The organism is Desulfovibrio sp. UIB00 (assembly GCF_022508225.1).
In the GTDB taxonomy this organism is placed as follows: domain Bacteria; phylum Desulfobacterota; class Desulfovibrionia; order Desulfovibrionales; family Desulfovibrionaceae; genus Desulfovibrio.
This window is the reverse complement of the sequence record NZ_JAETXJ010000014.1, coordinates 17,827-31,320: the sequence shown is the minus strand read 5'-3', so window position 1 is coordinate 31,320 and position 13,494 is coordinate 17,827. Positions and strand designations below refer to the sequence as shown.

Here is a 13,494-nt window from a genome sequence, read left to right as displayed (position 1 = left end):
ATACTCTGTTGAAAAAAATACTAATGCATGCTGTGAGGCAAAATATAGTTATTGGAGTTGAAAGTGATGACTATCCAAATGATCTAAAAACAAAACAGAAACTCTTCAAAAATACCCTTATTAATACTGTAAGTGTTCCACAGTTTTCTGTTTGCATACCTGCGTATAATGATATTGAGTGCTTTACGCGTTGCATAGCTTCTGTTTTGCGACAGAAGGATGTTAGCCTAGAGTGCGTTGTTTGTGATGATTCAAATTCTGATTCTATTTTTAACTACATTAATAAAATAAATGATTCACGTGTGCGATATTATCGTAATAAACCTCCTAATGGCGCGCCTAAAAATTGGAATTCTGCTTTACATTTGAGTCAAGGTGACGTTGTCACATTGCTGCATCAAGATGATTGGTATAGATCAGAGAGCACACTAAAAGATGTGTTAGGCTGTATGCAGCGTAATGATGCAGATGTCTGTTTTTGTGGTCAAGCTATAGCGAATGAAAGTGGAGAGGTGCTAGGAGAATACCCTGTTTCTGTGGGTAAAGTTTTAAGGATGTACACTGGATTCCCTCGGCGAACTTTAGTGGTTAACCTGCTGGGTGCACCAAGTGTTGTTTTTTTTCAAAGACGGCATCTTGATGTAGAATATGATGTTAAATTGCTCTACTTTTCAGATACAGATTATTACTATAGATTGTTGAGCTCTAGCTCAGCTGTCACTGTGCTGGCTGAGCCGAATGTTGGAATCAGCAGGAGTGTCGCTCAAATATCAAAATTTTGCCTTTCACATCTCGATTCCGTGCTTGAAGAGCTTTTTTATGCACTTAAAAAACATCAAGCCTCATCTATAGATTCGTGCGCGGCAGTTGCAAGGTTTGTTGCTTCTAATTTGCGGCATTGGCGTGTGGCAAGCTTATTATCAGCGCTAAAGTTGATATGGAAACATTTTTCTTTGCAGGCTACATTGCTCACTTTTTTTATTTTCCCTATTTTTGCGGGGCATATGTGCTACCGCCTTTTTTTGAGAAAGGTTTGCGGTAGGATATGGGCTTGACAATATCTGGAGTAAACAAGAAACCACGCAGTATTAATTGCTTTGAGGAAAAAAAGGTGCTCCCAAAACTACTATTACTGGCGACAACAAGGGATCGTCCCCAAATATACCTTGAGCGCCTTTTCAATAGTCTTGCCGCTCAAGAAAATAAGAATTTCATTTTGCTTCTTGGCGATCAAAGTCAAAACGGAATTTCAGATTCATTTTTGAACGACTATAAAGGTAAATTTTCTTTTAAAATTGTGAAGATATTGCCTTGTGGGCTGTCTGAAGCAAGGAATATCCTTTTAGGTATTGCACCTAAAGGTTATGAGTGGTTTACCCTAACTGATGATGATTGCTACTACACTCCAGATTGCTTCTCTCAGTTTGCTAAATACCAGGCTTTGGAGCCATCAGCTGCCGCTTTTGCAGGAAATCCATGTGAAACTATTGAAGATTGTGCGTGTTCTGAGCAGAGTCTTCATTCTTTGACTTGTTTTAGTGCTATACAAAAAGCACCGTCGTACGTGCTTTTTTTTCGTCGCACGGCCTTTGAATCAGTGGGACTTTTTGACACCTGCATGGGAATTGGCAGTAATACGCCTTGGCAAAGTGGAGAAGAAACTGATATTCTTATTAGAATGATTGTATCTGGGTTCCGCGTATACCGAGCAAAAGGAATAAACGTACTTCATGATACTATTTTTAAAAATCCACTAGATACAAAAAAAATTAGAAGTTACGGTGCTGGACGAATGTTCTTACTTGTAAAACACAAATATTCAATATTTTTCTGCCTATTGAATATTGCATATCCAGTAATAATCAGTCTCCCTCATTTTTTTTCTAGAGGACCACTTAGTTTTAGAGTGTATTCACATATGTTTTGGGGTAGATTATTAGGATATATAAAACTTATATTCATGCGTTTGAAAAATTGTAAATCACAAAAAACTTCGTTGGAGTAGGTTCTTTGCTGAAGCACCTCGCTAGATGAAGTTGTCTGTGAAGTGCTCAAAGCTTAAGTGATGCTTGCCTTAAATAGGTAAGTGGATGTGCTGTGCATGAATCTCTGTAAGAGTTCAGAAAAATGATGAAAAATAATTGCTGTTTGCCATGTAACCTTAATGACATTTTTGCAGTGTTTGCAAACTCGGCTATTGTCTAAGGCTGGCAGTCTTGTGTAGAAGAAACAAGGGTATTGCAATGGTTATTAGGTGAGTCCGTTTTGGCCGTATCATTTTTCTTCAAGCTTTAAATGTTGGGATTTATGATATGGTTTTGGGAATTAATAGAGCCATGGCTTGGCTATTCTCTAGCCTTTACGGGCGCTCAATTCTATTTGGATAGTTATGAAAAAGAAATTATTGTTTTTTGGCTCAGACTTCTGGAGAATCCTAGCCAATATTTCGGCATCAAACAGAGCAAAAACATATTGCTTATTTTTTTTAATGGGTCTGCAATCTGCTCTCGAACTTTTTTTTATCCTTGCTCTCACATATTTAGGAACAGCGCTAACATCTCCTCATATTCTTTATGATAATTACATTTTTAAAGGAATATTTTGGCTTTCTCCTCAATTGCAAGAATGGGGTCAAAATCCAAGATACTTGTTGCTTATTTCTGGCTGCGCCGTGGTGATTATTTCAATTTTAAAAAATTTTGTTAGTTATATCACTGCTAAAGTGACAATCCAGCTTAGCGAAAGACTATCAATAACAATTGGTAGAGAAATAATGCATCGGTTTCTTTACAGTAAATACATATGGCATCTTTCGCCAGAAAGCGCAGCAACATTCCAGTGTATGCAATGGCGAGGCCATCTGGCGACGATGTTGATTTCTCAGTTATCCATGTATGCCTGTATGTTGACAGTCATTATTCTTTTTTGCAGCCTAGTTAACCAAGAACCGATTCTGACCACATTAGTTGTATCATTCGTGGCGCTTTCCGGAGCACTCTTATACAAGATATTACGTTTGAATATTGACAAGGCTGCTCAAGAATCAGCTGCCAGTATGTGTGATGAAAATAAGGCTGTGTTATGTGCTACCCGAGGTATCCGGGATGTGCTTATCTACAGGCAGCAGGAAGTTTTTGAACAGTCTGTTATGGAGGCCGCAGAGCGGGGTATTTCTGCTCGGGCCTTCATTGCCATAGCCCCTACAATCCCCACTTGGGTGTTGGAGGCAATATCGTTTGGGGTTGTCGTTTTGGCCTTGTTCTATCTTGTTTGCTTCGCTCAAGCGGATATTCCGCGCATCACTATGGCCTTGGGGCTGCTTATGCTGACGGCCTGGCGTGTTATGCCTTATGCAAATCGAGTTGTCAGTTTTCAAGTATCCATACGGAGCGTCCGCCCTATGGCCTTGGCTGTTTTAGAGCTGCTCGAAACCCTGAGAAAAAAACCTCGGGCCTCCTTGCCTGTGCCAGATGAGAACTTTTGTTTCAACGATGTAATATCGTTCAAAAATATATCTTTCAAATATCCTGGAGCGGAAAAAAATAGTCTTGAGGATGTGACCTTTGATATTCACGTTGGGAAAAAAATCGGAATCATTGGCCCTTCTGGTGGTGGCAAAAGCACTCTTGTGGGTGTGCTAAGCGGCTTGCTTGAACCGCAATCAGGTGACATCTTTGTTGATGGGCAACTGTTGACGCAATCCAGAGCTGCATCGTTTGCCAAGCTTATTGGATATGTCCCTCAGTCTTCCTTCCTTTTTGCCGGGACACTTGCTGAAAATATTGCCTTCAGCAACTGGGGGAAACCTTGGGACAAAGAGCACGTTCTTGATGCGTGCCGCAAGGCGGCCATTGATTTTGTGGATAATCATCCTGCTGGTCTCGAAATGCCCATAGGTGAGAATGGCGCTGGCCTTTCTGGAGGACAAGCTCAACGGGTTTCCATTGCAAGGGCAATGTACGCTAACCCCTTGCTGATGATTTTTGATGAAGCAACAAGTGCGCTTGATCAGGCAAATGAAAATAGTATTCAGAGGACTATTGACCTTTTGGGAAATGAGGTAACTAGTGTCATAGTTGCACACCGACTGACAACTGTTGCTCACTGTGACACTATTCTTTGGCTGGATAAAGGCAAAGTTGTTATGCAAGGAAACCCAGAAGAAGTATTAGATAAATATCAAAGGTTGTATTCGAGGCAAGATAGATAACTTTGTGTTATAATTTTTTGCAAAATATTTGATGGGGGGAGCAACATCAGGTGATGTTAGTTAGCTATAATATAGAGTGGAATAAAGTTTTATATAGTTGAGTCTGTTTCGCTAAAATTGAAATAAGGACAGTGCAGAATGGCTTTTACTAAGAAAATTTCTGCTGTGACAGTTGTAACTCGCTCATACATTCCTTTTGCCCGCGTTTTGCTTGCCTCCATAAAGAAACAGTATCCTAGCATGCCACTCTTTGTGATTTTGCTGGATATTCTTGAAGGCGATTGCTTTTGTGGGAGTGGAGTTGAGGTAATTCCGGCGAAAGATTTAGGTATTGCTGAATTTGATAATATGCTGGAGCGCTATACTAATACTGAAATGTGTGTAGCCTTAAAGCCGTTTGCCATCAAAGAAATTTTTCGACGTACCAATGGCAACGTTGATGGTGTTATTTATATGGACAGCGACATTTATGTCGTTTCGCCGATGGATGAGCTTGAAAAAATAGTAGATGCTGGTGCGGAGGTTGTCCTCACTCCACATTTGAACACGCCAAGTCCCCATGGACGAACGTCTGACCTGACGATGCTCAAGTGCGGCGTTTATAATATGGGGTTCGCTTTTTTTGCCAACACAGCTTCTAGTCGCGCAATACTAGATTGGTGGGCACATTGGTTGGTTCATTTTTGCTATGAAGATTTCACTGCGGGATTGTTTGGTGACCAGAAGTGGATGGATTTGCTTCCATGTTTTGCTGATAACTATAAAATCTTGCGACATAGCGGGTACAATGTCGCATATTGGAACATTGACCAACGTCCTGTTACCCGCCGTGGGACGCAGTGGTTTGCGGCAGACGTCCCGTTACGATTCCTGCATTTCAGTTGTCCTGCTCTTGAGCCAGAGCCGTTGTTTTCAAAAAACTTGGACAGGTATCATGCAGATAAAATAGGTGAGTTGTCATTACTTGTTGATGACTACGCCAGACAGATTCTTGATGCTGGTTTGCATGAATATTCTGCGTTACCGTGTGGGTTGCGCAAGGCACATCTTACACGTACTGATCCACGCGGAAATCGAGCTGTTGCCTTGTCATCACAAGATGTTCAGCCTATGTCGAAACTTGTAAAGATTGCTTGTTTGCTTATGCTTTTCCCGCTAGCCTTTATAGTGCAACTAAAAGGTTTGTTTTCAAAGGGGTTCTTGCGTAGTCGGCTGAAGGCCTGTGGAAAGTCATTTTTAGGTGCTGTTTGGGCTTGTCCAGAGGATAGCTATCAGTGGTTGTTAAAGCAGAATTTCTTTGTCAAGGTGTTAACAGAAAAGCCTTTTCTTCTAGCTGTTTATTTGCGGCGTAACGCGCGTTCACTCCGGGCGTTATTCCGTGATATTAGAAAATTTGGCATGTCGAAAATTTTTGTTTTTGCCAAAGATTGTTTGGGAGTTATTCCAATTTCTCCACGGGCAATTCTTGTGACTGATACAAGAGTACCGCATCATGACATGATTGCAGCGGATCTGACTACTTTTCATCTGCTGAAAGATCTTGTTTCATTTGGTTATACCGTGACTTTTTTGCCTTGGGGAGCACCCTGGCCAGAGCGTTATGCTACTGACCTGCGGCGTTTGGGCGTCATTTTAGATTATGCACCTGAACAACACGGCAGTAGTGCCGATTATGTGCGTAAATTTGGGCACCGCTTCTCCAAATTTTATTTGCAACCATTAGGTCTTGCAAGTGATCTTGTTCCAATAATCAGGTCTGTGTCCCCTAAGGCGAAGGTAATTTTTCATGCTGCAGATATATGTTTTGTGCGAGAACAGCGTGAAGCCGAATTGACCAAAAATGCAAAAATGATGAAAAGTGCCGCTGAAACAAAGAAAAATGAGTTAAGCTTGATCCGAAAAGTTGATCATCTTGTTGTTATCAGCGATAAGGAAAAAGAGTTTATTCAGAAAGAACTTGGTAATTCAACGTCGGTTTCTACCTTCACATGTCTTTACTCCAAGTGCGTAGATAGGCCTCAGCCTTTTGAAAGTAGAGATGGTCTTATTTTTATAGGTGTATTTGGCCATCGTCCCAATATTGATGCTGTTCTTTGGTTTGCTAAAAAAGTTTGGCCTTTGATCAGAAAAAGCGCACCGCAAATGGTTTTTCATGTAGTTGGTAATTATGCCCCGCCCGAAATTCAAGAATTAGACGGAAGGGACGGAATAATTATCGAGGGGTTTGTTGAAGACCTTGATCCATTGTTGAGCTCTGTTCGTCTTGCAGTGGCTCCTTTGCGTTATGGCGCTGGCATTAAGGGAAAGATCGGCACAACGATGGGGGCCGGCATCCCAAATGTTTGCACATCAATTGCTGTTGAGGGTATGGCTATCCAAAATGGAGTGGAGGCTCTAGTGGCGGACGCCCCTGAAGCTTTTGCCGAGGCAGTATTGCAGCTGTATTCTGATGAGGCTCTTTGGAATAAACTCTCTCAGGCTGGGCTTAATCTTGTAAAGAAGCATTTTAGTGAGAAAGCAGGCACAGAACAATTTAGGCAGGTTTTGTGTGAAGCTGGATTTTGGAACAATAAGGAGGCGGAGCATGTTTAAACAAAACTTGACTAGTGCGCTTGATATCGTCAATCGGGCAAATTCAAATGAAAAAGCAGTTGTCGCAACTCCAACCATGCTCACCCCACAAGAGCAGATGCTACTGTATTTGCTTGCGAAGGAATATTATAGCGGGGAAGGAGCAATTTTTGATGCTGGTATTTGTCTTGGCGGGTGTACAGAAAGCTTTGCGCGGGGGCTAGCTGCACGTGCAACCTTGCCATCAGTGTCTCCAATTATACACGCATATGAACTAGGTATCGCAGATGAAGACTATGTAACACAATTTATTCAAAATTCTTTTGGAGAAACGCGCCATAAGGGTGATTCCTTTGTAGACATAATTCAAAAAAATCTTGACTCAATGCCTTGCAAAGAACGAATCCAGTTTTTTCCTGGAGATATTTGTGAGAAGCCGTATCCAGAGAAGATAGAAATAATGTTTCTTGATGTCTGTAAGCTGCAGAACATTAATTTTGTCATGCAAAAGCTTTTTTCTCGCCTTATACCAGGCAAATCGATCGTGATCCAACAAGACTATGTCCATGCTTGGCATCCTTACATTCATACCACCATGGGGTATCTTTCGGAGTATTTTGAACCTATTGGTTCAACATGGTATAGTACCATTTCTTTTATTTTAAAAAAGGCAATTCCAGATGATATTCTTGGCATAGATGTATACAATGAATACTCAGTAGATCAACTTGAGAGTTATATTAAAAAATATTATTCATATTTTAATAATCAACAACGCAATCATCTTGAAACAACGCGCGCTTTTTTTCTTTATCAAAAAGGTGAATTTGAACGATCCTATAGCTTGTTGAATCAGTTGCAATGCTCGGCTACACACTGGGATTTCAAGCATACTTCTGACTACCTATGCAAAAAAATGGGATTCCCGCCATTTGAACTTATCGATCAGCAGCATGAAACTGAAGTAAGCTGTGATGCCGATACCAATAAGTCCACTGGTAGTATTCAAACGCTTAAAAATTATATCAAGCAAATTCCTTTTGTTGGGAAATTGCTTACTGCTGCATGGCGGGCGCTCAAAAAAAAATAGCCCGATAACAATTGTTGGTGCGATTGATGGCTGAGTTTATCCCAAATGATGCCTTGTGAATTTGTTTGTCAATATCTATCACGGGATGTTGTGAGCCTGAAGAAATTGAACCTGATGACTCAAATTTTTAACGGCAGCTTTGGGAAAATATCCTGAGCAATTTACTCTTGGACAGAACTATGGCGATATATGTTAACGGGATGGGGGGAGGGATCGGTCAAGCATTGTGGCCTGTTCTTTCAGGTCTTGGTGCCAAGAGAATTTCAGGCAGCCCAGCTGGGGGGGATCTGATTTGCGATTTGCAAAATCTGTTGGACACCGACGGGAATTGGTTTCGACCTGGTGATGTTTTTATTTTTCCAGCGGCTTGGTCAAAGCCCGATCAATGTCGGCAAGATCCTGGTGGTGCATGGCTGGTGAATGTTGAAAATACAGGCCGCCTGATTGAAAAAGCTTTAGAAAAAAAAACATCCGTCATTTTTTTTTCGTCAGATACTGTATATGGCGAGCAGCACTGCACTTTAACCGAGAATTCGCAGCTACTGGCAACAGAAGAATATGGTAAAATGAAAGCAGCTATTGAAAAAAAATTTTCTTCTGCATCTGGTTTTTGTGCTTTGCGGCTGTCTTATGTGACCTCTCTTTGTGACGGTGTGACCCGTTATTTCTCCGATTGCGCAAGCGGTGGGAAAACTGCAGAAGTTTTCGAAGGATACGAGCGCAATATGGTATGGATTGATGATGTCGTAGCCACTGTATGCTCTTTGACCGAGATGGCACTTTGTGGTGATGTTTTACCTAAAGCCGTCAATGTCGGTGGTGCAGAATGTATTTCGCGTGGGCAAATGGCCGCAGCATATGTCCGTGCTGTTGATGCCTCATTACAGTACAGAGAAGTGGCTGCACCCGAAAATTTTTTTTCATCAAGACCACGAAAAATTGCGCTTGATGTATCACTTTTGACCTCAATATTGCGGCGTTCTCCAGTTTCACTGGATGAGGGCTACGGAAAGTACAAAGGAGTTTTGCATGGCTAGAAAGCGTGCGTTCATTACAGGGATAACCGGGATGGTGGGATCTCACCTTCTTGATTTTATTATTGAACATACAGACTGGGATGTTTTTGGCCTTTTGAGATGGCGCAGTCCTCTCGACAACATTCATGAGCACTTGGGCCGGGTTAACCGCAAAGATAGGGTTTTTTTGCTTTACGGTGACTTAAATGATCCCATGTCGCTACAGAAAGCCATTGCTGATGCCCAACCAGATTATGTCTTTCATCTGGCTGCGCAAAGTTTCCCTCGCACTAGCTTTGACGCTCCGCTTGAAACTCTGCATACTAATATTTTGGGTACAACAAGCCTTTTGGAGGCGATTCGGCATACTCCTGATTGTTCTCCGATTATACACGTGTGTGCCTCTTCAGAAGTGTTTGGTCGAGTTCCCAAAGAAAAGTTGCCGATCAATGAAGAATGCACTTTTCATCCGGCTTCCCCCTACGCCATATCCAAGGTTGGGACAGATCTAGTTGGTCGTTATTACGCAGAAGCGTATGGCATGACGGTTATGACCACCCGCATGTTCACGCATACTGGCCCCCGTCGGGGGGACGTTTTTGCTGAATCTACATTTGCCAAGCAGATTGCCCTCATTGAGGCTGGTTTGATTCCTCCAGTAGTCAAAACTGGTAACCTGAATTCCCTGCGGACTTGGGCTGACGTTAGGGATGCGGTTCGCGCCTACTATATGCTAGTAACAGTAAAGCCAATTTGTGGCGCTTACTACAATATTGGTGGTACGCATGTATGTTCTGTAAAGGATATGTTGCAAACTCTTCTGAACTTTTCGACTGTAAAAGATATTGCAGTTGAAACGGATAGTGACCGCTTACGCCCAATTGATGCCGATCTTCAGGTTCCAGATACATCAAAGTTTACTAATCATACCGGTTGGAAGCCAGAAATACCTTTTGAAAAAACCATGATGGATTTGCTTGACTATTGGCGTGAACGGACACGTGTCTTAGGGGCAACTCTTGTCAGGTAGGTTTGGACCTGGGCGCAATATATTGCGCCCAGGTCTTTTTTGAACAGATTTTCTGGGCTTAAGAATGTCTGTTGCATCTCGTGGGGCTGGATTTAATCTCGCAGAGCATCATCTGCTCTCCGCTTTCTAGCATTCGAGTAGATAGCTTGGAGTGGTTATTTTTTTCAAGCTTGAGTAATGATATTGAAGTAATGCACATTTGTTATGTAAAGTGAGTGATATAATGCAAATATTTAATCAATATTTTAAAAAAAATCGATATAATTCAGCATTTTTACTCATTGCTTTAAGTGTGATGTTGACATTGCTACGTTTTTTTATTGTCAATCTTGTTGATATTTCTGTCTTACGCAATGAAGAAGTGTCAATATATTTGCATGCGGCAGAAAAAAGCTGTGTTGAATTTTTTATGATGCCAGATAGCAACTACATCAATCTTATAAATAAATTTTGTGCTGTCTTGACTTTAAAAGTTTTAAAGGCTTTTGACAATTATGCCCAAGTACAAAATATTTTGAATTGGTTTTTTGCTGCGTTATGCAGTTCTCTTTTTTTAACAAAACAATTTGAAATCCTCATACGATCATGGAAAATACGCCTTGCTCTATGTTTTTATGTTTATCTTCTGCCTGTGCTAGATTTTTATATGGTTTTTAGCCAGGGGTATTATCTTGTATTTGTGCTTCTTTTTTATCTTCTTGTGCTGTCAGATATAAGAAGGCTGACTTCCGGTGAGATTGTTTTTATCTGTCTGAGTGCACCGTTCGCAGTGTTTAGCAAGCCTGTTTTTTTTGTTTTTGGCTTTGCTTTCTTGGGACTTTTTTTCCTGCATTTATATCGGTGCGTCTGCTGCCACCGCCCGTTAAAGGTACATCTCTGGATTTTAACGTATATTCTTGCTTTGTATGTCTTCCAGGTATGGTTCACAACAAATCATTCTTCTTATATGAGGGAGTTCGCACATCATTTTGATAAGAGTAATATAATTGGCTTATTGTTTTTTTTAGCGGGGAAAGTTGTTATTTTTTTGGGATATGGATTGATCTGCCCGCTAGCGCATGTCCTTCCGCGAAATATTGCGAATATGAGCTGCTTTTTTGCTGGGCTGATCGTTGCTGGAACAATAGTTTTGAATTGCATTATTCTGATTAAAAATAGGCTATGGGTTCTTCTGACAGTACTCATGCTACTTATTACTTCTTGTTTAATTACTTTGTATGGAGCAATTTCAGTTAACTTCCTTTATGAACGTTTTTTTGTTCAAGATATTTTTGCATTTCAGTGGAGCCAGCGCATAATTTTTCCCGTCATACTCCTTGCACTTTTTTCATGTATTTTTAGTGTGCAAAGATTGCATGAGTGCAGTGAAAAAATTATTATTGCTGTGTTGTGGTTGTTGTGTGCATTGAGTTACGGAATTTCATCTTGGAGTTGTTGGAGTACTGGGTACATGCCTAGTTTTACATGGAAGCAAACTCGTCCATTGCTGGAAGAACGCTATCCCTTCATCCCACATGCATATGGCATTGAATTTTATTATATGAGAGGGTTACAGTTCGTTTCTAAGGACGTGGCTTTCAAAAGTGTTGGAAATAATTCGCTGGCAGTACTGGATGCTCTACCGGAAAAAAAGATTCTCTATGTTATGTTAAAACAAATTCCAGATTCTAATGCTTTTTCGCTGACATCTTCCGATGCATTGATTGTCAATGTTGATGGAGTAGAGTACAAGGCTCGGCTTATTAATCCTGGCCTTAATGCAGAATATCTTTTTAAGTTCGATGAATTTGTGCCCTCAGATGCATTCAAGCAAATTCACATCACTCGTCCTTTAGCCTTGACCGGGCGATCTGTTTCTGGATATTTTATAGGGTTATAATATGTCTGACCGCCTATACTGTACAAATTGGAGCCTTTTTCAGCGCTCATTTTGCGTAGCTTTTTTGCTGGTGATGTTAAGGTATGTTCTTGCAAATCCTGTGGACTTAGATCTGGTGGTCTGGGAAGAAGCCTGGGTATATCTACATGCTGCTGAAAAAAGTTTTCTTGATTTTTTTTTGTTGCCCGACACAAACTACTGCAATTTTGTGTCAAAGTTCTCAGCTTTTGTTTCCCTAAAAATTTTTAAGGCTATTGACGCATTTCCATTGTTTAATACACTGTTAAACTGGACAATTGCTGCCTTCTGTTGTGTGTTTTTTTTGCATGACCGCTTTAAAATTATTATTCCCAGTTTTTATCTTCGACTTGCTTTATGTTCTTATCTTTATCTGTTGCCAGTGTATGATCTTTCTGTGTCGTTTAATCAAAGTTATTATACTGTTTTTCCTTTAATGTACATTCTTATAGTATTAATGGAGCATACTGAAATAGATTGGATCAATTCTGTTTGCATTCTTTTGATAATTCCTTTTGCGATCCTTGGTAAACCCTCATATTTTTTATTTAGTATTGCTTTTGTATATTTAATGTTTCGTGAATTTACGCAATGTGTTAAATACAAAAAAAGATCTTATGCGCGGATCTACATTCTTTTTTTTATTTTTTTGCTTTATGTCTTCCAACTGTTTTTTATGATAGCGCATCACGAAAACCTAGATCGCTTCGCAAAAGTAGTTGACTTTGCATCTGGCCTGCCTCAACTCTTGGAATTTTATGGGGTTAAGGTGGCTGAAATCTTAGGATACTCATTTATTTGCCCATTAGCACATATTGTAACACCGCAAGCTGCAAAAAATATTTGCTTTACTACTGGATTGTTTGTGGCTTTATGTATTATTTATAATGTTTTTTTGTGCATAATAAAACGCCGATATAAAATTCTTACAATTATTTTGTTGTTAATTGGGTGTGTTGGAATTGGATTTTATGGTATGATTACAGTTGATTTTTTATATGATCGTTTTTTTACACAGAATGTATATGATGCCCCTTGGGGGCAGAGAATGGTTTTACCTATTTCATTGCTAAGTACAGTCAGCGTTGTAATTGCTTTACAGCCAACTGCTGTTCGGAGGTGTAAAATCCTTCTGGGCTGCTTGTATATGCTTTGTGCTCTTTCTTTATGTGTTCCTGTCTGGAATTCTTGGAATGCTGGTTTCCAAGCCAGCTTTCGGTGGTCGCAATGCTCTAGTTTGATGTTTGATCAGTTCCCTTTCATACCAAACGCTTACGGGTTTGGGAAGAAACAGGGCTTTTTTTGTTACGTACGTGATCTTGATTTCTTTTCTGATGAAGAGAGTATTACCGTGGATTCTGGCGGATGCTTAAATTTTTCCATGTTGCCGTCGAACAAAAAGATCATGTATATCTTACTTACTCAGGCGCAGGGTACAGATATGTTTTATTTGGGGCCCAATGTTGTGCTGAAGTTGAGTTTAGATGGAGTTGATTATACGGCAATCTTGGTTAACCCTGGTGTTAACAGTCAATACCTTTTTAAGTTCCCAGAATTCGTGCCCTCGGATAAAATCCTGGGAATTCATATTGCTGGTGCTGGGAGAACTATTGCTGGACGATCCTTAAGTGGACTTCTTGTGGGATTGAGGTGATCACTATCACTCTGGATATTTATCTG

9 protein-coding genes are annotated in these 13,494 nt (G+C 40.4%); all 9 read left to right on the top strand.

Going from position 1 to position 13,494, the window contains the following annotated elements:
* Positions 1 to 8 precede the first annotated feature (8 nt).
* The 9 genes from JMF94_RS14685 to JMF94_RS14645 all read left to right on the top strand — a co-directional run bounded on the left by JMF94_RS14685 (position 9) and on the right by JMF94_RS14645 (position 13,468).
* A complete protein-coding gene (locus JMF94_RS14685) occupies positions 9 to 1,055 on the top strand; it encodes a glycosyltransferase family 2 protein (protein ID WP_240826024.1) in 1,047 nt (348 codons plus the stop codon).
* Complete coding sequence (locus JMF94_RS14680; RefSeq protein WP_240826023.1) at positions 1,046 to 2,005, top strand: glycosyltransferase family A protein; 960 nt, start codon at positions 1,046 to 1,048, stop codon at positions 2,003 to 2,005. The genes JMF94_RS14685 and JMF94_RS14680 overlap by 10 nt, the downstream gene beginning before the upstream one ends.
* Positions 2,006 to 2,389: 384 nt before the next feature.
* Positions 2,390 to 4,210, top strand: a complete 1,821-nt coding sequence (locus JMF94_RS14675) for an ABC transporter ATP-binding protein (RefSeq protein WP_240826022.1) — start codon at positions 2,390 to 2,392, stop codon at positions 4,208 to 4,210.
* 138 nt (positions 4,211 to 4,348) lie between these two features.
* A complete protein-coding gene (locus tag JMF94_RS14670) occupies positions 4,349 to 6,802 on the top strand; it encodes a glycosyltransferase (RefSeq protein WP_240826021.1) in 2,454 nt (817 codons plus the stop codon).
* A complete protein-coding gene (locus tag JMF94_RS14665; RefSeq protein WP_240826020.1) occupies positions 6,795 to 7,871 on the top strand; it encodes a hypothetical protein in 1,077 nt (358 codons plus the stop codon). The genes JMF94_RS14670 and JMF94_RS14665 overlap by 8 nt, the downstream gene beginning before the upstream one ends.
* Before the next feature lie 179 nt (positions 7,872 to 8,050).
* The gene (locus JMF94_RS14660; RefSeq protein ID WP_240826019.1) at positions 8,051 to 8,908 is read left to right on the top strand and encodes an NAD(P)-dependent oxidoreductase; all 858 of its coding nucleotides are present in this window, start codon (positions 8,051 to 8,053) and stop codon (positions 8,906 to 8,908) included.
* Complete coding sequence (locus JMF94_RS14655) at positions 8,901 to 9,917, top strand: GDP-mannose 4,6-dehydratase (RefSeq protein ID WP_240826018.1); 1,017 nt, start codon at positions 8,901 to 8,903, stop codon at positions 9,915 to 9,917. The genes JMF94_RS14660 and JMF94_RS14655 overlap by 8 nt, the downstream gene beginning before the upstream one ends.
* A gap of 211 nt (positions 9,918 to 10,128) precedes the next feature.
* Positions 10,129 to 11,796, top strand: coding sequence for a hypothetical protein (locus JMF94_RS14650; RefSeq protein WP_240826017.1), 1,668 nt, complete (start codon positions 10,129 to 10,131; stop codon positions 11,794 to 11,796).
* A 1-nt stretch (position 11,797) separates the two neighbouring features.
* Positions 11,798 to 13,468 (top strand): hypothetical protein, encoded by a 1,671-nt coding sequence (locus JMF94_RS14645; protein WP_240826015.1) that lies wholly within the window; start codon positions 11,798 to 11,800, stop codon positions 13,466 to 13,468.
* Positions 13,469 to 13,494: the final 26 nt, after the last annotated feature.